The sequence below is a fragment of the Acinetobacter sp. 228 genome, from assembly GCF_048147885.1.
Genome location: NZ_JAYWYV010000003.1, coordinates 196,683 through 221,949 on the forward strand (window position 1 = coordinate 196,683; position 25,267 = coordinate 221,949).

The window sequence follows — 25,267 nt, forward strand, 5'->3', positions numbered from 1 at the left end:
CCGTTAATCCTGTTTATTTCTAAATTAAAGTTCAGCCAAAGCATGTAACAGTGCCTTGATGTCATCAAGTTGTGTTGCTCTAAGGTCAGATTCTTCATCCCAATACATGCCGACACAGTTGGCCTGCATATCAATAGCATAAATGCCTTTTAATGCAATGGGAAAATCTTTAAATTTCTCATCACCCTGCACAATTTCGAGTTTATTATCGACAACACGGGCGCGCATCAGGGGCAAACGGGCTTCCGGCATCAACACACTGTAGTACGCAACCATACTGGCACGGCTTTCAGTCGCCTTCGGGATTTTGGTCCAGTCTGGTGCCACTACCAAACGTGGATGCAGACCCATTTTACGGGCTTTGTCACGCATCAGTCCCAGAGCTTTTTCCCGAGGACTTACACGCAACCCGAAAATCGACCCTATAACGAAAATGATGATGACCACCGTCACCCAGATTCCAGTGTTTTCCATAGTTCAACCTTTATGTTCTATTATTAGAGTTGCATAAGCAGAATATAAAACGCAAGTTTGCACGATGAAATTAATTCAGGAACATTTCATGACTATATAAAATTTCATGACCATTCCAGTAAATATAACCTTTCTCGATCAGCTCCTTAAGCAGCAAGCGGATATCCGATTTGGGAAATAACTGTTCCAGTAAATCACGTAATTCATAAATGTCTTTGGGTTTATCACCCTGCAATTCACGCAGTTTACGCGCCACTTCGAGTTGTACCGGATCAATCCGGCCAAAGTTCTTGAACAGGTCCTGCTGGGCCGACTGGATCGGTGACTTGAGCGATTCAGATTCAACAGGAGCCTCATCAACTTTTAGCTGGGAGATGACCTGATCCAGTTTTGGATTTTCAACCGGACTTTGTTCATCTAAATCGAGTTGCAGCCATTGCTTCAGGACTTTTTTCCGGAAGCTGATTTGCTCGTCATAACGTTTGACAATTTTCAGGTTAATCAACATGCCGACCACATGCTGGGCTTTTAGCGGCATCACTTGCAGAATATTCGCTACTGAATTTTTCAGGCTTTCCACTGTATGGGGCTTGCCGCTCATTTTCCCTAATGCATCACAGTATTTTTTCACCAGTTGCAAGGCGGGTTTGTTCTTGATGGCGTCCAGACTAGGAAGATGATTCTTAGGTTGATCTGTTGGAATGCTTATCTCATCAGGCTGGATCTGAATCAGGTGACACGGAATATCAGAAGCCTGTAGCATCTGCTGCAACATCTCGCTGCTGTCCATCGCCGAAATCAGCTCAACCTCGGATTCCGGCTCTAATAGCGCCATGAGCTGTCCGACGATCACGGCATATTCATATTCTTTCTGAGGTGACTCAGGCGTGTCCAGTACTACAACCTGACCACTACTCACCCAGCCAGCCAGCTCGGTTAAATCCTTTAAGGAGAATTCAAATTTTCCGGCACAGCTAAACAGGTATAAAGTCGAGTAATGCGCCACAATCTCACGCATTAACTTGGCTGTGGGGAAATTATTTTCGAGATCGAGTAGAATAACTTTTGGGTGCATGGGACGCAATTCCGGAATGTACCTGAGAGCCATTATTAGAGTAGGAAGTGAGTGAAAGGTCAAATAATTTTACGGATAATCTGCCGATGGCACTGCTATAGACCTATTTTGACAGAGTCTCCCCCAAGATAGGAAATGCCGGCAAGAAAGCTTTTTTTACCAACGGGAATACGGGGGTGGCTAACAGGAAAATTTCTTTTACGTCTGATGATTACACTGCGCTTTATTAATTTTATATACTCATGCAAAACGACTTAAAGTCTGATTCAAAAAAATATTCCTCTGTTCTGAGACTTATAGATTGGTCTATCTTTATTTTTGATTAAAAAACCCTTAGATCAGCTAAGGGTCATTCTTGTAATTAAATCATTGCTTGCAAATTAATAATGCGGTGGCCGATCTGCAACTGGATCAAATTCTGCAATACCTTTAGACAGATCGGAGGACTCAACACGTTGATATAACAGCTGCATTTGCTGTTTCAGGTCAGCAATTTCCAGAGTCTGTTTGGCCACCTGATCATTCAACTGTTCAACTAAATCGTCTAAAAATGCAATTCGCACTTGCAAATCTTCAATGGGTGCGGAAAATGACGCCTGATCATTTAGATTTTGTTGTTTAGTCATTTAAAGTCCTCACTGGGGGATTTCAGGAAACATTATGGCCTATATTACCCTTAGGGATGTCCAACTTGCGTTTGGTGGACCTGCCCTGCTCAACGGCGCGAATTTTAACTTGGAACGCGGCGAACGAGTGTGTTTGATTGGCCGTAATGGTGAGGGTAAGTCTACCTTACTTAAGCTGATTGAAGGAAGCTTGCTGCCGGATAGCGGTGAAGTTTCCTTACAAAATGGCATTACTATTTCCATGCTGGCACAAGATGTGCCGATGGATTCAGGTAAAGTGGCGGATATCGTGGCAGACGGTGCCGGTGAAGCTGCCGAAGTGTTGCGTGCCTATCATGAAGCCAGTGAAGCCTGTGTGCTAGGTGACATGGACGCCTGTGAGCGTATGGGGAACCTGCAACACAAAATGGATCAGCTGGATGGCTGGGCACTGGAAACCAAGGTCAATTCGATTTTAAGTAAAATGGGACTGGACCCGGAGGCAGATCTTGCCGATTTGTCTGGGGGCCGGAAACGTCGTGTCCTGCTAGCACGTGCTTTACTTACCCAACCCGATGTCCTGTTACTGGATGAACCGACGAACCATCTGGATGTAGAAAGTATCGAATGGCTGGAAAAATTTCTGCTCGATCAGAATAATTTAACCTTACTATTTATTTCACATGACCGTGCCTTTGTCGATAGCATTGCCACCCGTATTGTGGAGCTGGATCGTGGTCAACTGCGCAGTTATGAGGGTAACTATTCACGTTATCTAGACCTGAAAGCGCAGCAAATGGAAGCTGAAGAAAAACAAAATGCGCTATTCGATAAAAAGCTTGCTGAAGAAGAAGTCTGGATCCGTCAGGGCATTAAAGCCCGTCGTACCCGTAATGAAGGCCGTGTGCGTGCCCTGAAAGCATTGCGTGAAGAATCTAAGGCACGTCGTTCACAGCAAGGTAAAGTGACGATGGCAACTCAGGATGCCAACCGTTCAGGCAAACTGGTGTTTGAAATTGAGAACCTGAGTGTGAAATTCGGTGACAACGCACCAATCATCAATAACTTCTCTGCACTTGTACTGCGTGGCGATCGTATCGGTCTGGTCGGCGATAACGGTGTGGGTAAAACCACACTCATTAAAGCCATTCTGGGTGAGATAGAACACGGCGGCACGGTGAAGACCGGTACGCAGCTTGAAGTGGCCTATTTTGACCAGTTACGTAATGCGCTGGACCTGGAAAAATCAGTGAAAGATAACGTGTCAGAAGGTTCTGACCATGTGGATGTGAATGGTAACCGCCGTCATATCTATAGTTATTTACAAGATTTCCTGTTTTCGCCAGAACGTGCCCGTACACCAGTCAAAGCTTTGTCGGGTGGTGAGCGTAACCGTATCCTGTTGGCGAAACTGTTACTCAAACCATCAAATCTGATTGTGATGGATGAGCCAACCAATGACCTGGATATGGTAACACTAGAGTTACTTGAAGAAATGCTCAGTGGCTATACAGGCACCTTACTGTTGATCTCGCATGACCGGGCCTTCATGGACAATGTGGTGACATCCACTTGGGTCTTTGATGGTAAGGGCAATATTGACGAATATGTTGGCGGTTATCAGGATTATCTGGAACAGCGTCCAGACCAAACTGTAGTTGACCAAAAAAGTGCCGTGAAAAAGGCCATGGCCAAAGCGGAAGCCGAGGCGGCGCCAGTTGCTGCTAAGAAAGTTAAGCTTAGCTACAAGGACCAGCGCGCACTTGAGCAACTTCCGGCTGAAATAGAAGCGCTGGAAAAAGAGCAGACCGAGATCAATGTTCAACTGGCTGATGGCGCTTTATTCGTAACCGATTCTGATAAAGCTCTGAAACTTTCTAACCGTTTGTCAGAAATTGATGAGCTATTACTGGAAAAATTAGAGCGCTGGGAAGAGCTGGACAATATGAATAACGGCTAAATATTCTACTAGTCTTTATTAAAGCATCTGTATTCGGACAGATGCTTTTTTATTTCAAGAATCTTCTCTGTTAGACTGCTGCTAATCTTTTAGCCCTATGTTGTTCTATGAGTACCCAGCCTGCATATCAACCCGGTGAATTTCAATGGTCATTCCTGTTACCTCAATACTGGGGTAATTGGCTAGGCATTATTTTCCTGATGATTCTGGCAATCTTACCCTGGGCCATTCAGCACCGTCTGGCTGTCTGGCTAGGCAAGCTTTCCTTTAAATACCTTAAATCGCGCCGTGAAACCACACTTCGCAATCTGCAGGTTTGTTTTCCGGAATGGTCTGCAGAGCAGGTACAGGACAATGCACGTCAGGTCTTTATTGACCAAATGCTGGGTTTGTTTGAGACCTTAAATGCCTGGTATAGCCCGAAATGGTTTCAGGGACGTGTCAGTATCGAAGGCCTGGAACATATTCAGCAGGCACAAGCTAAAGGCCAAGGCATGCTGCTCTTAGGTACACATTCCACCTTGCTGGATGCTGGCGGTTATCTTTGCGCACAGTATTTTGAACCAGATGTGGTTTATCGTCCGCAGAACAATCCTCTTTTGGACATGCTGATTTATCGTTGTCGTGCCACAATTTATGCTCATCAGATTGATCATGACGATATGCGTGGTCTGGTACGCAACCTGAAAAATGGCCATGCCATCTGGTACAGTCCGGATCAGGATTACGGGTTAAAACAAGGGGTGATGGCACCCTTTTTTGGCGTCCCGGCAGCAACTGTCACCGCACATCGTCGTTTACTGAAAATGACTAAAGCGGCTGCCATTCCTTTATATTTCTATCGTCATGGCGATATCAAAAATCCTCGTTACCATGTGCTGATTGAACCGGCACTGGAGAATTTTCCTGGTGAAAATGAAATCGAGGATGCGACTCGCGTGAACCGGGTGATCGAGCAGCAGTTGCGCATCGCACCGACCCAGTATATGTGGTTCCACCGCCGCTTTAAGACCCGCCCTGAAGGCTATAAATCAATTTACTGATTCGGTTTAATCCCAGGGTTTTAAACCGTAACTTAAAATCCTGGATCACTTTACAGTTTTCAGTGACAGGCCACTGATTCAGAAAGTAGCGCTGAAATACGCTGTTTCATTGACTGCGTTTTCATGAGTAATTAGGGATTAATATCTATTACTCTCAAAATACGGCATTAAATTAAACAAATTATTCTTATCATCAAGAATATATTATAAAAATAAGCACTTAAAATAACTTAACCCGAGCTCTACATCCTGTAAAACTCGGGTTAATGAGGTTGTGCTTCCACATATTATAATTAGTTCTGCTTATTTGTGATTTCCCTTTCATCATCATGTCCATGATGTTTTCATTCAGCTTCGTCTTCCTTATGAGAATATCCTTTCTCGACTCCTTGTGCTGATAAACCTAGAATACCCAGATTCCATGGCTTTTCCCATTCGCAAGAAGCGCAAACTCCTGTAAGCAATATCGTACACTTTTCTTCTAAAAACCTAAGAAATTTTACCGCCTTCTTTATAAGCCATCGCAATTTCATCAGTCACTGTTTTTTCCTCTTTCTCTGCTTTCTGAATCCCCTCTTTGATAGCTTCTTGGGCTTCTTCTTCATCATCTTCGGTCTGCTCTAATTCTTCCTGAATATGCTCGAACACCCGACCAGTTTGTAAAATCAGAAACACCGGAAAATGATCAGAGCCTACATGGGGGAGACGCTCCATATGTACCAGGGCAAAATCGGTACTATGAAAAACATGATCGAGCGACCAGCGGAAAAAAGGATAATCGGCATGAAAAGTATTTACATAATGACGTCCCACCCGGGGGTCCAATAGTCCGCTGATACGTTGAAACAGCCGTGTGGTCCGTGACCAGGCCACATCATTCAGATCACCCATGACAATACAGCTTTCATCCAGATCTTTAATCTGATCACCCACAATCAACAATTCGGCATCACGCAAGGTGGAATCCTTGGCCTCGGTCGGGCTCGGTGGTTTTGGATGCAGACAGTAAAGTCGTACCGGCTGTCCCGAGCGTAAGATCACAGTGGTATGAATTGAAGGAATCTCGTCACTTAAAATAAACTTGACTTGAGTATTGCTGAGTTTGAGTTTGCTATACAGGTGCATGCCATACAAGTTATCCAAAGGCACGGCTACACGATAAGGATAATCTGCTTCAATCACCGCCAGTTCATTTTGCCAGGTTTGATCCGTTTCCAGCGTTAAGACCAGGTCTGGCTGATGGGTCTGGATCTGTTTAATCAGCAGATGATATTGGTTATTGGTGGTCAGCACATTTGAAACAATCAGGGAGATTTGTCGCTGCGGATCCAGCTGATCCTGTTTGACCTGTTTGACCTGGTTTTTCCAGACAAAGGTATAGGGCAATACCATTTTGAGCTGATAGGCCAAGGCAGCAATCAGACCAATAAAAAGTAGCTGGTTAAACCACGTCCAGGGATGCTCAAGCACTAAAAACAGCACAAAGGTGATAAAGCCCACAACCAGAATTTGTAACCTTGGGAAATCCGCACCTCGAATCCACCATTGGTCACTCGGGATCAGTGACCAGAAACTTAACCAAATGACAATGATTGCCATAATTTGGATAACCCATATCATAAGTGCGCTCTTTAATAAGTTGTTATTTTTTCTAAAAGAAAAGTGACGTTATCAATTTTGTATGTATCATAAAGTAGATATTTTTCTCAAGAATATTGATGTTTTGATTGTGTAGCACTTGCAGTCACCTCCCTTTTTGATACACTCGAATCCCTTTTGATTTTTTTAACGCACCGAGGCAAAGTGACATGAAAGTAGGTCTGGTCGGTTGGCGCGGGATGGTTGGTTCCGTCCTTATGCAACGTATGGTTGAAGAGAATGATTTTGCTCATTTTGAGCCCTTCTATTTCTCTACCAGTAATGCGGGTGGTGAAGCACCGGCATTTGGCGGTAAGACTGCCCCAGCACTTATGGATGCGACAGACATCAATAGTCTGAAGCAAATGGATGTCATTATTACCTGCCAAGGTGGCGACTATACCTCTGAAGTTTTCCCGAAACTGAAAGCGGAAGGCTGGAACGGTTACTGGATTGATGCAGCATCCACCTTACGCATGGATGATGAAGCGATTATCGTACTTGATCCGGTCAACATGAACGTGATCAAAGATGGTCTGGTCAAAGGCACCAAGACTTTTGTCGGTGGTAACTGTACGGTTTCCCTGATGTTGATGGGCTTAGGCGGTCTGTTCCAGAACAATCTGGTGGAATGGGCAACTTCTATGACTTATCAGGCAGCTTCCGGTGCTGGTGCGCAAAACATGCGTGAACTGATCAATGGTATGGGTTATTTATATAACAATACCAAAGAGTTGCTGGATGATCCACGTTCTCCAATTCTGGATATCGACTCCAGAATTGCTGAACTACAACGTGGTGAAGGCTTCCCGTCTGCAAACTTCGGCGTACCTTTGGCAGGTTCATTGATTCCTTATATCGACAAGCAGCTGGAAAGCGGCCAGTCGAAAGAAGAATGGAAAGGCCAGGTTGAAACCAACAAGATTCTGGGCAACCAGCAGATCGTACCGATTGACGGTCACTGTGTGCGTATTGGTGCTATGCGTTGTCACTCTCAGGCATTGACGTTGAAACTGAAAAAAGATGTACCTTTGGATGAGATCGAAGACATCATTGCAGGTGCCAATGACTGGTCTAAAGTGATTCCAAATACTCGCGAAGCATCCATGACAGATCTGACTCCTGTTGCTGTAACAGGTACTTTAAGCGTTCCAGTCGGCCGTCTGCGCAAGCTGAATATGGGTAAAGAATATCTGGGTGCGTTCACTGTAGGTGACCAGTTACTTTGGGGTGCGGCTGAACCATTACGCCGTATGCTGCGTATTCTGATTGACTATAAGAACGCTTAAGTTTCCGTCAGGAAATAAAGCCCTAAGCCGATCTTTATTGATCGGCTTTTTTGTGTAACTATTAAGTAAGTATTTTACAAAAAACAAACATCCCGTTAATCTATAATTTTCGCTATGCGATAATGACTGAGCTCACAGATGACTGTATATAACAAATTAAAGCTTGCCATTTTAGCCATTGTTGCTTCACAAAATATTCATGCGATAAATGTAGATCCAGTACAAATCCAGTCTGCACCTGGGGAATTACTTTATGCAGAAATGACCTTCCGGCAGTCTGATATCAATTTACCCATTGAGGTCAGTCTGGCTTCGCCTGAAGATTTAATGTCAATTGGTGCATCGCATCAGCCACCGGGTCATCTGAACTTTTTTACCCGGCGCAGCAATAATGGTACAGGTGTCATTACCATTACCTCTTCACGACCAATGACGGATCGGGAACTTAATATTATTGTCAAAATCAAGGAAGGTAATGCTGCACGCCTGCAACATGTGCGTACCATTTTAAGACCTAAAACCGATTTGTTACAGGCGAGCCTGAAACAGAATGAACGTCCGCTTGCGCCAGTTGTAGTAGTCAGTGAAAAAGATATTGCGCTGAACTTACCCGTAAGCAGCCATTACAATACGGCAGCCTCCACATCCCTAAACAAGCAACCGGTTTTACAAAAGCCGCTGGCATTACAATCGACAACACCCCCTGCCTTATCGAACACTTCGATTCCTAAAACTGCATCGTCTGCGCCAACTGTCACGACAGCAATTCATGCTCAGACGGTCGCTCCCGTGCTTAAAAACGAATCTGTCACGGCATCCCAGACCCAAGCTTCAGATGCCGTACCAAAGCCCGCTACTGCAGCATCAACTCCAAGCAAATCAGCCAGTATGTTGCCAGAAAATCAAACCACGTCAGGGCAAAATAAAGAAGCTGTACAGAAAGCTGCAGAATCCGGTTCTGATCACCAGACAGCCTCCAGTGATCCTTTGGTGAAGAAGTTTGCTGAGGAGCAAGCCAGAAAAGCTGCTGCTTCTGCCCATCCGGTGAAAACTCCACCTCCCGCAACTGCCAAAGCTAAACCAGTCCAAGCAACTTCAAACCAGGTTAAACCGACTTATGTGGTTCAATCTAATGAGTCATTGTGGGGGATTGCTTCAAGAATTGCCGAACAGCAGCAGCGTCCGGTCAATGAAGTCATGCAGCAAATTAAAAAAGACAATGAGCATGCCTTTATTGGTGGAAATGCCAATCGTCTACGTAAGGGTGCAGCACTCAACTTAAACTCGGCCCATACCACACCTGCACCCATTAAAGTCTCTGCAGCATCTCAGACAGAGCGACCTTCCACGCCCGCTGCCAAAACAAAATACCGTTTGAATCAGGCAGAAATGAGTCTGGTGGCTGAGAACCAGCACAATTCTGGACAGCTTTCTGCAAACCAGAACACAGAACGCAATCAAACTTCAAAGGAATTGTCATTAAAAGTTATGACAGCCCGAGAAAAAACCGTTAAATTACAGAGAAACGTAACTGAATTAGAATTGGCACTCAATCAGAAGGATCACAGAATTCAGTTATTAAATGCGCGTCTGGCCCAGCTACAACAACAGCTCAAAGCCCAACAAGCAGATAAAAAGCCAATTAATTAAAAAGTTACACATGACGATTTATTGGGATAGGCGAACTTAAACTACTCTATCCCCAAGGGGTAAAACATGCTGATTTATGTGATTCCATTAGTGATATTGATCATCGTATTAATTGTCTTTAAAAAAAGACAAGATGCTCAAGAATCAGATAAAGCAAAAACTAAAACGGTAAAAGCGAAAAAAACTGGCTCTGCATCAAAAGCAGCCCCACAAAAAACCAAAGTGGTTGAGCCAGTCGCGGTCGCAAAAAAATCAGCAACACCATTATCAGCAGAAACACGCAAGAAAATTGAAGGCCTGATTCAGGAACGTAATTTTTTTGCAGCTGAAGCGCAGATCAATCAGGCACTGAACCGGGATAACTCTCAACACGAATTATATCTGCTGCTACTGGATATCCATATCCTGCAAAAAGACGAGTTTGCGATTTCACAGCTGATTAACCATGTCCGCTCTCTGGGACTAGAAGATATTCTGGCTCAGGCTGAAGCGAAACAGCGTGAATTTGAGAAATCGTTATCTGCTGTTCAAGAAACGATTGATTTTCCAAGTGCCCAGCCTAAAACTTCCTCTACACCAGAAGCCGCTTCAGATGCCTTTGATAACCTGGTTGCACCGGCGCCTTCAAATGAACTGGCATTTGAACAATTGCAGCAGGACTTTCAATCAAGCCAGCCAGCTCCTGTTGCAGAACCTGTAGCAGATATTCAGCCGCTTGAATTCAATTTTGAACCAAAGACCACGCCAGTAGAAACAGCAAAAACTGACGATACGCCTGTAACTGCTGTACCTTCTGTAGATTTTGAAGTTCAGGATATTTCCACCACCCTCTCTCAAACTACGCCTACAGCTGTAACAGAAACAGCACCTGTTCTGGACTTTAAACTGGATTTGGAACCGCCTGCGCAGGTTGAAGCAGTAACAGAAGACATCAAACCTCTAGATTTTTCTTTTTCGCTTGACACGCCAGCTCCAACAGCTGAAAAAACTGCGGTACCAGCGACTGAGTTGGACCTGTCCAGTTTGACAGCGACAACTCCTGTAGCAGAACCGGCTGCACAGCCAGATCTGTCAGGAATGGATTTTAAATTAGATCATTTAGAAACCACATCAGAATCACCTGCTGCCCCAGCAATGAATTTCGAGAGTTCTGCAGCGGTCAACCAGCATGATCCGCTGGTGCAATCTTTCCCGGAATTACTGGATGTTAATGAAGCAAGTCTTAACCTGGACCTTGCCCAGCAATATATTCAGCTCGGTGCCTATGTTGCTGCACGTGAAATTATTGCAGAACGAGAAGCCGAATATACAGCTGATCAGAAACAACGAGCCGAGCAATTACTGAATCAAATCGCATCCTGATGCATTTCGATTTAAACTAAAGCAGTCAAAAGTTGGCTGCTTTTTTTATGATAAAAAATATTGCATTAATTTATATGGGCGGCACATTCGGCTGCGTGGGAGATCCTCTCGCACCAATGCCTGCTGATTTATTTATTCCTAAACTCGAAGAGGTGCTTCCAGAGCAGCATTTCGTCGAATACCATCAGGCACCCGTCATTAAGGACAGCAGTGCCTGTACGGCAACTGATTGGCTGCAACTGGTACAGTTTATTCAGCAACTGCAATCCCGGCAGATCCAGCATTTTGTGATTATTCACGGTACAGATACCCTGAGTTATGCCAGTGCAGTTCTCGCACACCTGATTGCAGACTCAGCACACGTGGTGCTGACCGGTAGCCAGTACCCGCTGCTGACTGCTCAAGGGGATCAACAGCGCGAATTTAGTGATGCTCTGGATAACCTTAGATTTGCATTAGATTCGGTCAGCAGCTGTAGCGCCGGGGTCTACCTGGCATTCCATCATCGGTTGCTACATGCACAAACTGCCCTCAAACAGCATACTACCGAGCTCAATGCCTTCTCCGGTCTTGATGCCAGCATTGCCATCCCAACCGGTCAGACATGCTATCAGGTCAGGGCAGAAGATATTGCAAAAGCGGCTGGATTTAACTGCATGAGTATCATGATGCAGCCGATCGATCTGGCTCAGCAGCTGAATAATCTAAATACCTTATTGGCGCGACCACCCCATTTTTTATTTCTGCAAGGTTTCGGTACTGGCAATCTTGCAGTCAATGATGCCCTGATTGCGCTCCTTGATCAGCTGTATGATCGGGGTTGTATTTCTGTCTTGACCACCCAGGTTCCTTTTGGTGCGACAGATCAGCGCTATGCCATTGCAGAATGGGTCAATCACTGCAAAATTTTACTGAATGAAAGTTATGGACATGCGGATCTGTATGCAAAAGCCCTGAAAATGTATTTACAATACGACACTGTAGAGCAATGGCATCGTCATTGGTACGATCAATAAGGTTTGAGGTCATTATGCAGCGTTTTGCGGTGGGAATTGAGTTTTGTGGAATGCATTATCGGGGATGGCAGACTCAACAGCCGGGAGTTGCAAGCGTACAGGAAACCATTGAAAAGGTCCTGAGCAAAGTTGCCGATCAACCCATTAGCCTGCATGGTGCCGGCCGTACGGATGCGGGTGTACATGCCACCAATATGGTGGCGCATTTTGATACCGATGCCCTGCGTTCAGAACGTGGCTGGCTGATGGGCTGCAATAGCCAGCTACCTAAAGATATCTCGATCCAGTGGATCAAGGAAATGGATCAGAGTTTCCATGCCCGATTTAAGGCACAGGCGCGCCGTTATCGTTATGTGGTCTATAATCATCCTGTCCGTCCTGCCTTGCTGCATAAACAGGTCACCCATGTCTATGCACCGCTCGATGTCGAACAGATGATACGGGCCGCAAAAAAGTTTGAAGGCACACATAATTTTGAAAGCTTCCGCGCTGCCGCCTGTCAGTCCAATCAGCCAGTCCGCCATGTCAGTCATTGCCGTCTGATCCGGCATGGTCAATATCTGGTGCTCGATATTCAAGCCGATGGTTTCCTGCACCATATGGTGCGAAACATTATGGGCTGCTTACTGGAAATTGGTCAGGGGATGTATGCTGCCGAGCATATTGATACTATTTTCGCGGCAGAAGACCGTAAAGCTGCTGGCGTGACCGCACCAGCAGATGGTTTATATTTTATTCATGCCGACTATCCGGCGCAGTTTGAATTACCGGAATTACCCTTAGGGCCACATTGGCTGAATATGCCGGAATAGTTTTTAAATTTTTTAGAATATTTACCTCCCCTAACCCCTCCTGAAAGGAGGGGAATTCCTCCCTTTTTTAAAGGGAGGTTAGGAGGGATTTTTAACGCTGCTTGCGCTTTCTATATTCCACCGGTGTTTCATTGGTCCAGCGCTTAAAAGCCCGGTAGAAGGTGCTTGGCTCGGAAAAACCGGTCAGATACACAATTCGTTCAACACTTTCATTGGTATTTGCCAGTAAACGCTTGGCCAAACGACAGCGATAATCCGACAGAATCTGCTGAAAACTGGTACATGCCTCACTCAGTTGCGTTCTCAACCGCCGTGGCGTGATATTTAGTTGTGCAGCTACAGTTTCCAGCGTGGTGTCCCCACTTTCCAAAGTAGAGCCAATCGCACGGCGCACTTCACCAACCAGGTCATATCGTGCCAGTTCCTGCAGCTTTTCAATGGCCAGTTGCTCATGCAGCTGTAATAGCTCAGGTTCAGCCTGCCATAACGGATATTCCAGAATACTTGGGTCAAAATACAGACGGGTTTCTTTCTGGCCCAGACTCACGGGACACTCGTAAACCCGGAAGTATTCCTCATCAGGAGCTCCTTTGGAAAAATTGAAATCAATATAAATCGGTTCAAAACGCCCTTCAGTAATAAACTTAAAAAACCGGAGTACACCTGACATGGCGCATTCAGTAAAATGACGATTCACCAGACTTTCAGCAAAAGGCTGTTCACCATTGGTTAAATAGCAGCGATCATCTTCGATCACTAACTTGGCAGCAAATGCATCACTGATCAGTCGCTGATAGGCCAAAGCACGTTTCAGTCCTTCACCAAAGTTTTCAGATGAAACAAACAGGTGTTCAATGACCTGACCACGATAAAGTGGCAAGTGCTCACCCAGATGCAATCCAATGTCCGGGTCCTTGCTAACTTCCTCTGCGGCTACCCAGAAGGCATACTGGGCGCTTAGCGGCGTACGGTCATTGGCCTCGACCTGATTTAAAGCAACTCCTGCTTTGGTCAAAAGTTCTTCTGTTGGCAACCCTGCACGACGAATCGCCTGATAGCCCAAACGTAATACGACTGATGCATCCGTTAGCTGACTCACTCAAAAGCCTTCCTTGTATGTACTTCATTTATACTTAAAAAGATTAATTTTAGATTAACTGTGATTGACCAAACTGACAACAGAAACTGGTGTCTTTTTAGTTAAAAAATTATCGTGACAGTTCGCTTATTTTACTGACAGATGATCAGTCTAACGCCCGTTTCATCTTGTTTTTTACAAAAAAATTGACTATAATTTGCGCCTTCCCAATTTATTCATTCAGGTAGGCTATGGCCAATAAAGAGGAACTCATCGAGTTCGAAGGCGTTGTCACCGAGACGCTTCCTAATACTATGTTCCGTGTACGTTTAGAGAACGGTCACGAAGTGATTGCCCACATCTCTGGTAAAATGCGTAAACACTATATCCGTATTTTAACTGGCGACAGTGTGAAGGTTGAAATGACACCTTATGATTTGACTAAAGGTCGTATCACCTATCGTGCACGCTAAGTTTTAGCGCAAGCAAAAGCCACTGTTAGTGGCTTTTTTTATGACTTTAATTATTTACCCACGAATAAATCAATTTGACAGGGGCTAATAATTTCTGGATTATTCATTTAATTAAAATACCATGCATAAAAACAATGAATATGAAGTGCTTAATCCTGCTTTCCAGCTTGTTTCTCGTTGCCTGTGCCACTGGCGGCAATCAGCATCTGCATCAGTCCCTCCAACCCTATGTCGGTCAAACTGCAACACAGGTTCGCAGTCAACTTGATCTTCGTGCCATGGGATTCAAAACCTCGCAGAAACCGATTCAAACCACAGAATCTCTCAGCTACACTATTTTTCGGGATATGAATATTCCAATGGGCACACCGAATATTAGTCAAAGTATTTCAATCGGTGCACCCATGCCACCCCCCTCAAATGGAGGTTATATCATCGAGATGAAATGCCAAATCTGGTTTGACTTGAAAGATGACATTGTTCAGGAGATTCGCTATACCGGCAGAGCTTGCTGACTTTTCTCCAGTTAAGTTCAGAGCCTGTATCGGATTAAATAAAGACATCCAAGCTCATTACGCTACCCCTTTACCGTGTGTCAAATTACAACAATCACCCTGCCATTTTCTGCCTAAACTAGTCTTCAGTCAGTCCTGTGCAGGAGTGAATTATATTATGTTGTTATCTTCTCATCGACTATCCGTGATTCTCCTGGGTGTATGCATCGGCATGACCGGTTGTACACACTCTCCAACCACCACCCCGACTGAACGGGAAGCTTACTTGCAGCAGTTTATTGGTCAAAGCAGTCAGTTTATCGATCAAAATCTGGATCTGAAACGCCTGGGTTATCAACAGGTCAGTGGCCCCATACTCAGCGCCCGGCAATTAAGCTATGTGGTACAACGTCCTATTTCTATTCCTCTGCCTTCAGCAGGGAATGGACCCGTCCCTATCCCTATCAGCCCTGCAGACAGTTATGATGTTGATCTGCAATGTAAAATTACTTTTTTACTAAAAAATAATATTGCAACAGCTGTCCGTACTTCAGGTCGAACCTGTTAATTATTTTCAGATTCGAAATTCCAGCCATTAAAAAACGCAGCCTTGAGCTGCGTTTTTTAATCAAAACTGCCTTAACTTAATGCAGCCACTACCGCTTGACCCATTTCAACCGTACCGACTTTTTGCATGCCTTCAGACATGATATCTGCCGTACGCAAGCCTTGATCCAAGACCTGACCAACTGCATCTTCAATCGCTTTTGCAGCTGCTTCTTCACGGAAGGTATAACGTAGCATCATTGCGACGGAAAGAATCGTCGCTAATGGATTTGCCAAGTTTTGACCGGCGATATCTGGTGCAGAACCATGACAAGGCTCATACATGCCTTTGCCATTTTCATCCAGAGATGCCGATGGCAACATACCGATTGAACCTGTGAGCATCGCTGCTTCATCCGACAAGATATCACCGAACAGATTCGAGGTTACAATCACGTCAAACTGCTTCGGTGCACGTACCAGCTGCATCGCCGCATTATCGACATACATATGCGATAAATTAATTTCAGGATATTCAGCATCTTTTAGCGCAGTCACTGTCTGTTTCCACAGTTCAGTTACTTCAAGCACGTTGGCTTTATCCACTGAACATACTTTACCACCGCGCAAATTGGCCATTTCAAAGGCGACTTTGGCGATACGCTTGATTTCAGACTCTGAATAGACGTCGGTGTTATAGCCTTGCTTCTCGCCATTTTCCAGTTCACGGATACCACGTGGCTGACCGAAGTAAATTCCACCTGTTAATTCACGCACAATCAGAATATCCAGACCTGCGACGATTTCAGGTTTTAAGCTTGAAGCATCAGCCAGTTGCGGATAAAGAATCGCTGGGCGCAAGTTGGCAAACAGGTTCAGTTCACTACGCAATTTCAATAAACCACGTTCCGGACGGATTGAACGCTCAATCGTATCCCATTTTGGACCGCCCACGGCACCCAGTAGAATCGCATCAGCTTTTTTAGCCTGCTCAGACGTTACGTCTGGATACGGTGAACCATGCGCATCAATAGCTGCACCACCGAGCAAGCCCTGTTCCCATGTCAAATCAAGATTAAATTTTTCATTTACACGAGTCAGCACCTGCTCTGCCGCTTTGACAATTTCAGGACCGATACCGTCACCAGCTAAAATCAAAATTTGTTTAGACATGAGATTTTCCGTTTAAAACGTCAGATTCAGACCTGACAGAGGTTAAATTTTCTTTTCTACAAACTCTGCAATCCCGGTGACTGCATTATAGGGTTTGCAAAAACGACGAATGGTTTTTTGCTCTTGTACCAGATCTACGCAGAGCGGATCCGGTGCCGAAGCATTTAATAAACTGCTGCTACGCGCACTACGGTTACGGAACATCTTTAAGCTATAGCGGTTATTGGCATGAAAGCGATGGAATACATGCAAGGTTTCTGCTTTATCCTTACTGATTGGATAAAAACGCACGACCAGTTCATGCTGTCCTGCTGGCACGGATAGATAAACTGGATTGGCCTGATTTAAGTTTTTAGCCTGCAAGCGTACCAGTTTCTGCTTCAATGCTTCAGCACCAATGCGGCCATTGTCGGCATGGACGATAATGGTCTGGTTGAAACGCTCAAACTGGCAATCAGCTGTCCCTGTACAGTAAATCAGGACATTATTTTTGCTCTCAGTACTTGCTTTGGCATGCTTGAGTTTCATCGTGTCAATGCTTTGACATGCAGCCAACATCACCGATACCGTACTTAAAGCAAGCCACTGTTTCCAATAATTCGCCATAATGTCTGTCTTACCCAATCAAAAAACCTAATAATCTTTCGATATTAGCAAGAGCCTCGCAGTCACGCTATGACAATTTTTGCTGATTTATTCGTGAATTTCGGCAAATACCCAAGGGCGTGATTGTTTGGTTTTTTCCTCATAGGCACGGATATCATCCGCTACCTGCAAAGTTAAGCCAATATCATCAAGACCATTCAACAGGCAATGCTTGCGAAATGGATCCACTTCAAACTTAAAGCTTTCGCCCGTAGGGGTACGAACTTCTTGTGCCTGCAAGTCAATGGTCAACTGATAGCCTTCAGCTGCTGCACACTCCTTAAATAACTGCTCAACAATATCTTCAGCCAAAATCACAGGCAACATACCGTTTTTAAAACAGTTATTAAAGAAAATATCAGCAAAGCTTGGCGCAATTACGGTACGGAAACCATATTCGCTCAAAGCCCACGGCGCATGTTCACGGCTAGAACCACATCCAAAGTTGGCACGTGAAATTAAAATAGACGCACCCTGATAACGTGGCTGGTTCAAGACAAAGTCCGGATTGATCGGACGAACTGAATTGTCCTGACCTGGATGACCTTCATCCAGATAACGCAATTCATCAAATAAATTTTCACCGAAACCGGTACGTTTGATCGATTTCAAAAACTGTTTTGGAATAATTAAATCTGTATCGACATTGGCACGGTCTAAAGGTGCAACGATACCTTGTTCAACGGTATAAGCTTTCATGTCTGTGCTCCTACGTACCAATTAAAATGAACGAACATCAACAAAGTGACCTGCAATCGCAGCAGCGGCTGCCATGGCTGGACTCACCAGATGAGTACGACCGCCATTGCCCTGACGACCTTCAAAGTTACGGTTCGAAGTCGACGCACAATGCTCGCCTGGTTGTAACTTGTCGGCATTCATCGCCAGACACATTGAACAGCCGGGTTCACGCCATTCGAAGCCCGCTTCGACAAATACTTTGTCCAGACCTTCCGCTTCTGCCTGGGCTTTGACCAGTCCAGAACCAGGAACCACCATCGCCTGTTTGATTGAAGATGCGACTTTGCGACCTTTAATCACTTCGGCTGCAGCACGGATATCTTCAATACGCGAGTTGGTGCACGAACCGATAAATACACGATCTAACTGGATGTCTGCTAATGCCTGACCTGCATTTAAGCCCATATATTGATAAGCACGGTTCCAGTCATTGCGTTGTACATCATCTTTGGCTTGTTCTAAAGTCGGTACTGCTTGAGAGACCGGAATCACCATCTCAGGGGAAGTACCCCAAGACACTTGTGGCTCGATTTCCTCACCTTGCAATACAACAACCGTGTCAAAGTATGCGTCATCATCTGAATGTAAAGTATTCCAGTAAGCAACTGCCTGATCCCACTGCTCTGCAGTCGGCGCATACGGACGGCCTTTAACATACTCAATGGTTTTTTCATCGACAGCCACCATGCCGACACGGGCACCGGCTTCAATCGCCATGTTGCACACAGTCATACGACCTTCAATAGACATGTCACGGAAGACCTGACCGCCAAATTCAATCGCGTGACCAGTACCGCCTGCTGTACCAATCTTGCCAATAATCGCCAAGACCACATCTTTTGGTGTTACACCCTGACCTAATTTGCCATCAACACGCACCAGCATGTTTTTCATTTTCTTTTGAACCAGGCATTGGGTCGCCAATACATGTTCAACTTCGGATGTCCCGATCCCATGCGCCAAACAGCCAAAAGCACCATGGGTTGCAGTATGCGAGTCACCACACACCACGGTCATGCCCGGTAAGGTCAAGCCCTGCTCCGGCCCGACCACATGCGCAATGCCCTGACGGATATCGTTAATATCAAATTCAACAATATTAAAGGTCTTGCAGTTGTCATCCAAGGTTTGCACCTGGATGCGCGAGGTTTCATCCTCAATTCCGGCTACGCCCTGCTCACGCTCTTTTTTCGAGGTCGGTACGTTATGATCCGGTGTAGCAATGTTGGCACTTAAACGCCATGGCTTGCGCCCAGCCAATTGCAACCCTTCAAATGCCTGTGGTGAGGTTACTTCATGCAACAGGTGACGGTCGATATAGAGTAAGGCAGAACCATCGTCACGTTGCGTTACTAAATGGTCATCCCACAACTTGTCATATAGTGTTTTTGCATTTTGCTTTTGTACTGTTTGGGTCTCGCCTGCCATGTCGATATACTCCACTGGACTGGGTAAATTCTTTCTCTGATTTTGATTATATCGCTGCAATCACATAAATCTAATTTATCATTTTTATTAGTTAAAAAACTTTTTGGAATCTTTTAAAAAGTGAATTAAATCAGACTTTCAGATTATTTCTATTTATCTCCTTAAATCAGATTTTCCGATCATTTTATAAAAAATATTCGTTTTTACAAATTAAATGAGAATTATTATTATTTATTCATCGGCAGAGATAACTTATTTAGAGGAACTTCGACATGGCACATATTCAACGTTTTGTAGACAACAATCAGCGCATGTTTAAAAAGACTTTCAGCTATTACATCATGCACATTACTGTGGCGATGATTGTGGGTTACTTGGTGACCGGCAGTTTGACCATGGCCATTGCATTAAGTTTGTTAGAACCCACCGTACAAGCCGTTGCTTTCTTTTTTCATGAAAAAATCTGGGAGCGTAATAACCAACAGCAGAATGAGGACATTACCGTCTAAGATCTTCTGTCGGGGTTCCTGATGAAAGACCGTCTGCAGAGGCGGTCTTTTTTTTAACTTCTTAAAAATACAATACGTTGAAAACGTTTAGTAATTCAGCAACCTAATATAAATAAACTAATTTTACTTTGATTTATTCTTAAAATATAACAATAATAACCTTAAGCATAAAAATTCTTTATAGGTGATTAAGATGAATCTCGCAGCCTTTGAAGCCTTTGTAAAAGTCATGGAAACCGGTTCGATATCTCTGGCTGCAGATCAGCTTTTTATTACCCAGCCTGCCGTCACCAAACGTATTCACAGTCTGGAAGAATACTTTGGAGTCAAACTGTTTGAATCTGCCGGACGTGGCGTACAGGCCACCCATGCGGCACATTCCCTGTTGCCTAAAGTGAAAAACTGGCTGAACGAGCTCGGTGATATTCATTATACCTTGAGCCATGAACAGGCTCTGGTACAGGGTAAACTGAAAATTGGTACCAGTCATCATATTGGCCTGCATCATCTTCCGAGCCATTTGCGCCGTTATGTCCAAGCCTATCCGGACGTGACCCTGGATGTGCATTTTGTCGATTCTGAACAGGCACATGAACAGGTGATTGCCGGTGATCTGGAACTGGCATTTTTAACCCTGCCGCCACGGGGTGATGCACGCCTGAATTACGTGACCATCTGGAATGATCCTCTGGTCTTTGTGGTGGCACCGTTTCATCCGCTGGCACAGCAAAAAAATCTGTCTCTGGAAGATTTGCTCGAATATCCAAGCCTGTTGCCCTCTTCACAAACTTATACCTCGCAGATCACCTTGGCAGAGTTTGAAAAACAGGGTATTAAACCGAAAGTCAGCATGAGTAACAATCCGCTGGAATCGATCCGGATGCTGGTATCGATTGGTTTGGGCTGGTCTGTGCTACCAAAAACTTTAGTAAATCATGACCTGCACCAACTAGACATTAATCTGGAAATGAACCGCCGTTTGGGCATGGTCTGGCATCCTGGTCGTACGCAGTCCAAAGCGGCACAGGCTCTGGTTCAGCTCATGCAAGACAGTGCTCTGCCTATTTAGCCTATTTAAGTTAAGCTGTAGCTGAACATGCTGCATCAAGCACGATGCAGCATTTTGTTACCTAAATACCCCCCATTTGGCGATATCTTTCGAGTATTTTTAAGACAATTCCATTCTTTTGCGATGCAGAAGGATGCTTAAAACTATTCCATGGAGCCTGACGGATGCAGCTCGATTTTGCCTTAAAACCCCATTCTAAAGATAAAAAAAGTACCAGCAGCCCATGGCTTTCGGCTAAACCGATGCTGCTACCCACGCCGGCGCTTGATTTTGCCGATGAACAGACCGCCCGACAGCACTTACGTGAATATTTTCTGAATACTTTTGACACCTATGAGCAACTGTTTGAATGTCTCAAGCATGAAGATGCTTTTTTCATTAAACCGATTACCTTACGTCATCCGCTGATTTTTTATTTTGCGCATACTGCCACTTTTTTTGTCAACAAACTGCTGCTCAGCAAACTGATCAGCGAACGCCTGAATCCGCATTTTGAAAGTATTTTTGCAATCGGTGTGGACGAGATGAGCTGGGATGATCTGGATAAAGTACATTATGACTGGCCCAGTGTGCAGGAAGTCCGCAATTATCGTCATCAGGTGCGTGCCCTGATCTTGAACATTCTTGAACATGCCCCATTGACTCTGCCCTTAAACTGGCAAAATCCCTGGTGGACCATCATCATGGGCATTGAGCATGAACGGATTCATCTGGAAACTTCTTCCGTACTGATCCGCCAGCATGCTCTGGAACATGTACGCCAGCATCCGCAGTGGCGTGCCAATATCATTACCGGCATGGCTCCGGATAACAGCTTGCTGCCTGTGCCTGAAGGTGAGATCCATCTAAAGAAAGATTTTAACGATCCATTTTATGGCTGGGACAATGAATACGGCCAGCATAAAGCGCAGGTAGCGGCTTTTGCAGCTTCCAAATATCTGGTATCCAATCAGGAATTTCTGGCTTTTGTCGAAGCTGGTGGCTATCAGATCGAACACTACTGGAATGAAGAAGGTCTAGGCTGGCTGCAATTTTCCCAAGCTGCTTACCCCTGTTTTTGGCGCAGAACTGAATCGGGCTGGTCACTGCGACTGATGCTGGAAGAGGTACCGATGCCTTGGGATTGGCCTGTAGAAGTGAATTATCATGAAGCCAAGGCCTTTTGCCAGTGGAAATCGCAACAGCTGGGGAAAAATATTCGCTTGCCGACCGAAGACGAATGGTATCGCCTGTATGCGATTTCAGACCTGGATCCACATTTACCAAGTCCTGAACAGGCCAATATCGAGTTGAAATACGGCACCAGCTCCTGTCCGGTGGATCATTTCAAGCAGGGTGATTTTTACGATATTCAGGGCAATGTCTGGCAGTGGACTGAAACCCCGATCTATCCATTTCAGGGTTTTCAGGTGCATCCGTTTTATGATGATTTCAGTACACCGACCTTTGACGGTCGCCATAACCTGATGAAAGGTGGCTCCTGGATTTCGGCGGGCAATGAAGCTTTATATAGTTCCCGCTACGCCTTCAGACGGCATTTCTTCCAGCATGCCGGTTTTCGCTATGTCGCCTCTGATCAAGCAGTGCAACATTTCCCTTCGAACTATGAAAGCGACCAGCTGGTCTCTCAATATCTAGAATTCCAGTATGGCACTGAATATTTTGGTGTCACCAATTTTGCTAAAACATTGGTCCATCTGGCGCAACCCTATTTTCAGCAAACGCCATGTCATCGTGCCTTAGATATTGGCTGTGCCACCGGTCGCGCCAGCTTTGAACTGGCACACTATTTTGATCAGGTAACCGGTCTGGACTTTTCTGCACGCTTTATCCAGCAGGCAGTTTATTTGGCTCAAGGCAACAGAGTACGTTATCAACTGCCACTAGAAGGTGAATTAAGCGAAGAAAAAAGCTGTTCACTTGAAGATGTCGCTTTGGATCAGTTTGCATCTAAAACGGAATTTTTTCAGGCTGATGCCTGCAATCTTAAAGCACATTTTAGCGGCTATGATTTTATTCTGGCAGCAAATCTGATTGACCGGTTACATCATCCGAAAGACTTTTTGGCGCAGATTCATGAGCGTATCAATATGGGGGGTATTTTAATGTTGAGCTCGCCCTATACCTGGCTGGAAGAACATACGGCGCGTAGTGAATGGCTGGGTGGTTTTCAGCAGGATGGGGAAAATATTACGACCTTGGCAGGTATAACCAATATCTTAACCCAGCACTTTGAATTGGTGGCCGAGCCACAGGATGTGCCTTTTGTGATTCGGGAAACGGCCAGAAAGTATCAACACACGCTGTCACAAGTCACCATCTGGAGAAGGATTCGCTAAAAGTGATGACCTAAAAAAGCCAATCATAGGATTGGCTTTTTAATTATCCTTCAATGGTTGAGTTTTCATGTAAGGATTCATTGAGTTGATCTACCACAATCGCCCATTCGCCATCAGAGGCTATTTTCTCGCTTAAAAATTGACGTTGTGCTTCTGACCAATACGGCGCATCCAGTAAAGTCAGGTCTTTATGCAATTGATGCTCGTGAATAAATGTTGCAATACCTTCTGCACTGGCATCTAGGCCAAGCTGCTGGAACAGATGTGTCATACGCGGTCGAACGTGAGTCATATCTTATACCTCAGAGTTTACTATTGTTATCATGTCCTGTTGTTTGAGCATAGCATGCCTGATTGGGCCGGACTGTGAAAAAACATTAATATTCAAGTGAGGCACATAAAAAGCACAACCGGAGTTGTGCTAGATTGACTATATCACTGAGATTGGGCTGTTTAGATTGACCAGTCCTGTATTTCCCAACCCTGCTCCTTTGCCAGAGTTTCCAAACGATCATCCGGATTGACGGCAATGGCATGATCCGCATATTCCAGCAAGAAACGGTCATTAATCGAATCTGAATAGGCCCAAGACTCAGTTACGTCACGGCCTTCCAGCCACTGTTCCAGTCGCACCAGCTTGCCTTGCTGATAGCACGCCGTATTGATAACTTTACCGGTATATTTCCCATCAATGACTTCAGCATTGGTGGCAATAATTTCAGTAATTCCGAATTCACGAAAAATCGGTGCGGTAATAAAGTCTGAAGTCGCGGTAATCCCCACTAAGGCATGCCCTGCTTCACGGTGGCGCTCAATGGCTTTAAAACCTTCAGGACGCATTTGTGGACGAATGACTTTTTGCATGAACAGTTGATGTAATTCAACCAGATAATCATTGTCATGTTGGGTTAGAAACTGGAATACAAATTCATTATAGGCATAAGGATCCAGCTGGCCTTTTTTATAATCATCATAGAACTTGTCATTCATGGCACGGTGCTGAACTGGATCGACCAGGCCCTCGCTGACCAAAAACTCTCCCCAGGAATGATCCGAATCCGTGTTTAACAAGGTGTGATCGAGATCAAATAGCGCCAATTTCATGAAAATACTCGTTAAAACTGAAATTTAAGAAAAAAATTGTAAATCTATCTCCGCTAGTCGATAGAAATTCGTTAAGATCATAGCAATTTTAACATTTTTAAACTTTGCTTTTTTCGAGTTGGATAACGAAATAATGCTCCCCGATGGCAAAGGCATAAATTAAACAATTTTTAGGTAGCCAAATGATCGACTCTGAAGGTTTCCGACCGAATGTCGGGATCATTTTGGCAAACGATGCTGGACAGGTTTTATGGGCAAAACGCATTGGTCATAATGCATGGCAATTTCCACAAGGAGGTATCCAGTATGGAGAAACCCCTGAACAGGCACTCTATCGTGAGCTGAGAGAAGAAATTGGCTTACTGCCCGAACACGTCCAGATTATTGCGCAAACCAAAGGCTGGTTGCGCTATCGTTTGCCGCATCGATACATTCGTACGGATTCCGATCCGGTCTGTATTGGTCAAAAACAAAAGTGGTTTTTACTCAAACTGACGGCCCCGGCACAGAATATTCAGTTGAATCTGTCTGATCCGCCCGAATTTGATCAATGGCAATGGGTCAGTTACTGGTATCCACTTGGTCAAGTCGTGAATTTCAAACGTGATGTTTATCGTAAAGCCTTGGTGGAATTGTGTCAGCAACTTCCACAGCAAAAACCTTAAAAAATCGCATAAATAATGCAGATTTTTTACTTGGCTATTGTTATAAATAAACTTAATTACTGAAATTCTGAATTGATGG

At 44.7% G+C, this 25,267-nt stretch carries 25 protein-coding genes; 14 read left to right on the top strand and 11 right to left on the bottom strand.

Features of this window, described 5'->3' with window-relative positions:
• Nucleotides 1-24: 24 nt before the first annotated feature.
• The 3 genes from VXQ92_RS03670 to VXQ92_RS03680 all read right to left on the bottom strand — a co-directional run bounded on the left by VXQ92_RS03670 (nucleotide 25) and on the right by VXQ92_RS03680 (nucleotide 2,175).
• Nucleotides 25-474 (bottom strand): ammonium transporter, encoded by a 450-nt coding sequence (locus VXQ92_RS03670; RefSeq protein ID WP_144724526.1) that lies wholly within the window; start codon nucleotides 472-474, stop codon nucleotides 25-27.
• Between the two features lie 70 nt (nucleotides 475-544).
• Nucleotides 545-1,549 carry a hypothetical protein gene (locus VXQ92_RS03675; protein ID WP_416680461.1) on the bottom strand — a complete coding sequence of 335 codons (1,005 nt, stop codon included), beginning with the start codon at nucleotides 1,547-1,549 and terminating at the stop codon, nucleotides 545-547.
• Between the two features lie 380 nt (nucleotides 1,550-1,929).
• Nucleotides 1,930-2,175 (bottom strand): SlyX family protein, encoded by a 246-nt coding sequence (locus tag VXQ92_RS03680; protein ID WP_064094860.1) that lies wholly within the window; start codon nucleotides 2,173-2,175, stop codon nucleotides 1,930-1,932.
• A gap of 34 nt (nucleotides 2,176-2,209) precedes the next feature.
• On the opposite strand from VXQ92_RS03680, the gene VXQ92_RS03685 reads away from it, so the two are divergent.
• Nucleotides 2,210-4,114 (top strand): ATP-binding cassette domain-containing protein, encoded by a 1,905-nt coding sequence (locus VXQ92_RS03685; protein WP_416680463.1) that lies wholly within the window; start codon nucleotides 2,210-2,212, stop codon nucleotides 4,112-4,114.
• A 107-nt stretch (nucleotides 4,115-4,221) separates the two neighbouring features.
• Nucleotides 4,222-5,157, top strand: coding sequence for a lauroyl acyltransferase (locus tag VXQ92_RS03690; RefSeq protein ID WP_416680465.1), 936 nt, complete (start codon nucleotides 4,222-4,224; stop codon nucleotides 5,155-5,157).
• Between the two features lie 489 nt (nucleotides 5,158-5,646).
• On the opposite strand, the gene VXQ92_RS03695 is transcribed toward VXQ92_RS03690, so the two are convergent.
• A complete protein-coding gene (locus VXQ92_RS03695) occupies nucleotides 5,647-6,777 on the bottom strand; it encodes an endonuclease/exonuclease/phosphatase family protein (RefSeq protein ID WP_416680466.1) in 1,131 nt (376 codons plus the stop codon).
• A gap of 188 nt (nucleotides 6,778-6,965) precedes the next feature.
• Here VXQ92_RS03695 and asd point away from each other — a divergent pair, with 188 nt between their 5' ends.
• The 5 genes from asd to truA all read left to right on the top strand — a co-directional run bounded on the left by asd (nucleotide 6,966) and on the right by truA (nucleotide 12,924).
• Nucleotides 6,966-8,084, top strand: coding sequence for an aspartate-semialdehyde dehydrogenase (gene asd, locus VXQ92_RS03700; protein WP_144724520.1), 1,119 nt, complete (start codon nucleotides 6,966-6,968; stop codon nucleotides 8,082-8,084).
• Nucleotides 8,085-8,222: 138 nt separating this feature from the next.
• A complete protein-coding gene (locus VXQ92_RS03705; RefSeq protein WP_416680468.1) occupies nucleotides 8,223-9,734 on the top strand; it encodes a hypothetical protein in 1,512 nt (503 codons plus the stop codon).
• Nucleotides 9,735-9,800: 66 nt separating this feature from the next.
• Nucleotides 9,801-11,096 (top strand): fimbrial protein FimV, encoded by a 1,296-nt coding sequence (locus tag VXQ92_RS03710; protein ID WP_416680470.1) that lies wholly within the window; start codon nucleotides 9,801-9,803, stop codon nucleotides 11,094-11,096.
• 47 nt (nucleotides 11,097-11,143) lie between these two features.
• Nucleotides 11,144-12,112 (top strand): asparaginase domain-containing protein, encoded by a 969-nt coding sequence (locus tag VXQ92_RS03715; RefSeq protein ID WP_416680472.1) that lies wholly within the window; start codon nucleotides 11,144-11,146, stop codon nucleotides 12,110-12,112.
• 14 nt (nucleotides 12,113-12,126) lie between these two features.
• A complete protein-coding gene (gene truA, locus VXQ92_RS03720) occupies nucleotides 12,127-12,924 on the top strand; it encodes a tRNA pseudouridine(38-40) synthase TruA (RefSeq protein ID WP_416680475.1) in 798 nt (265 codons plus the stop codon).
• Nucleotides 12,925-13,015: 91 nt separating this feature from the next.
• Here the strand turns inward: truA and VXQ92_RS03725 are convergent, their stop codons facing one another.
• Nucleotides 13,016-14,023, bottom strand: coding sequence for an AraC family transcriptional regulator (locus VXQ92_RS03725; RefSeq protein WP_064094868.1), 1,008 nt, complete (start codon nucleotides 14,021-14,023; stop codon nucleotides 13,016-13,018).
• Between the two features lie 230 nt (nucleotides 14,024-14,253).
• Between VXQ92_RS03725 and infA the strand changes: the two genes are divergently transcribed.
• From infA to VXQ92_RS03740, 3 genes are all read left to right on the top strand, one after another.
• The gene (infA, locus tag VXQ92_RS03730; protein ID WP_001284370.1) at nucleotides 14,254-14,475 is read left to right on the top strand and encodes a translation initiation factor IF-1; all 222 of its coding nucleotides are present in this window, start codon (nucleotides 14,254-14,256) and stop codon (nucleotides 14,473-14,475) included.
• Nucleotides 14,476-14,609: 134 nt separating this feature from the next.
• Complete coding sequence (locus VXQ92_RS03735; RefSeq protein ID WP_416680479.1) at nucleotides 14,610-14,990, top strand: hypothetical protein; 381 nt, start codon at nucleotides 14,610-14,612, stop codon at nucleotides 14,988-14,990.
• 157 nt (nucleotides 14,991-15,147) lie between these two features.
• The gene (locus VXQ92_RS03740) at nucleotides 15,148-15,537 is read left to right on the top strand and encodes a hypothetical protein (RefSeq protein WP_416680480.1); all 390 of its coding nucleotides are present in this window, start codon (nucleotides 15,148-15,150) and stop codon (nucleotides 15,535-15,537) included.
• 71 nt (nucleotides 15,538-15,608) lie between these two features.
• On the opposite strand, the gene leuB is transcribed toward VXQ92_RS03740, so the two are convergent.
• From leuB to leuC, 4 genes are all read right to left on the bottom strand, one after another.
• Nucleotides 15,609-16,688 carry a 3-isopropylmalate dehydrogenase gene (leuB, locus tag VXQ92_RS03745; RefSeq protein WP_311204565.1) on the bottom strand — a complete coding sequence of 360 codons (1,080 nt, stop codon included), beginning with the start codon at nucleotides 16,686-16,688 and terminating at the stop codon, nucleotides 15,609-15,611.
• Between the two features lie 42 nt (nucleotides 16,689-16,730).
• The gene (locus VXQ92_RS03750; RefSeq protein WP_416680481.1) at nucleotides 16,731-17,294 is read right to left on the bottom strand and encodes a hypothetical protein; all 564 of its coding nucleotides are present in this window, start codon (nucleotides 17,292-17,294) and stop codon (nucleotides 16,731-16,733) included.
• Nucleotides 17,295-17,381: 87 nt separating this feature from the next.
• Complete coding sequence (leuD, locus tag VXQ92_RS03755) at nucleotides 17,382-18,032, bottom strand: 3-isopropylmalate dehydratase small subunit (protein ID WP_416680482.1); 651 nt, start codon at nucleotides 18,030-18,032, stop codon at nucleotides 17,382-17,384.
• 21 nt (nucleotides 18,033-18,053) lie between these two features.
• Nucleotides 18,054-19,502, bottom strand: a complete 1,449-nt coding sequence (gene leuC, locus VXQ92_RS03760) for a 3-isopropylmalate dehydratase large subunit (RefSeq protein ID WP_064094874.1) — start codon at nucleotides 19,500-19,502, stop codon at nucleotides 18,054-18,056.
• A gap of 272 nt (nucleotides 19,503-19,774) precedes the next feature.
• Here leuC and VXQ92_RS03765 point away from each other — a divergent pair, with 272 nt between their 5' ends.
• The 3 genes from VXQ92_RS03765 to ovoA all read left to right on the top strand — a co-directional run bounded on the left by VXQ92_RS03765 (nucleotide 19,775) and on the right by ovoA (nucleotide 23,419).
• Nucleotides 19,775-20,011, top strand: coding sequence for a DUF2061 domain-containing protein (locus VXQ92_RS03765; protein ID WP_005107971.1), 237 nt, complete (start codon nucleotides 19,775-19,777; stop codon nucleotides 20,009-20,011).
• A 193-nt stretch (nucleotides 20,012-20,204) separates the two neighbouring features.
• A complete protein-coding gene (locus VXQ92_RS03770) occupies nucleotides 20,205-21,080 on the top strand; it encodes a LysR family transcriptional regulator (RefSeq protein ID WP_064094875.1) in 876 nt (291 codons plus the stop codon).
• 164 nt (nucleotides 21,081-21,244) lie between these two features.
• A complete protein-coding gene (gene ovoA, locus VXQ92_RS03775) occupies nucleotides 21,245-23,419 on the top strand; it encodes a 5-histidylcysteine sulfoxide synthase (protein ID WP_064094876.1) in 2,175 nt (724 codons plus the stop codon).
• 43 nt (nucleotides 23,420-23,462) lie between these two features.
• Here the strand turns inward: ovoA and VXQ92_RS03780 are convergent, their stop codons facing one another.
• Nucleotides 23,463-23,711 carry a DUF2789 family protein gene (locus VXQ92_RS03780; protein WP_064094877.1) on the bottom strand — a complete coding sequence of 83 codons (249 nt, stop codon included), beginning with the start codon at nucleotides 23,709-23,711 and terminating at the stop codon, nucleotides 23,463-23,465.
• Nucleotides 23,712-23,872: 161 nt separating this feature from the next.
• Nucleotides 23,873-24,523 (bottom strand): HAD family hydrolase, encoded by a 651-nt coding sequence (locus VXQ92_RS03785; RefSeq protein ID WP_064094878.1) that lies wholly within the window; start codon nucleotides 24,521-24,523, stop codon nucleotides 23,873-23,875.
• A gap of 182 nt (nucleotides 24,524-24,705) precedes the next feature.
• On the opposite strand from VXQ92_RS03785, the gene VXQ92_RS03790 reads away from it, so the two are divergent.
• Nucleotides 24,706-25,188: an RNA pyrophosphohydrolase gene (locus VXQ92_RS03790; protein ID WP_064094879.1), complete on the top strand. Its 483-nt coding sequence runs from the start codon at nucleotides 24,706-24,708 to the stop codon at nucleotides 25,186-25,188.
• The last annotated feature ends 79 nt before the right edge of the window (nucleotides 25,189-25,267 follow it).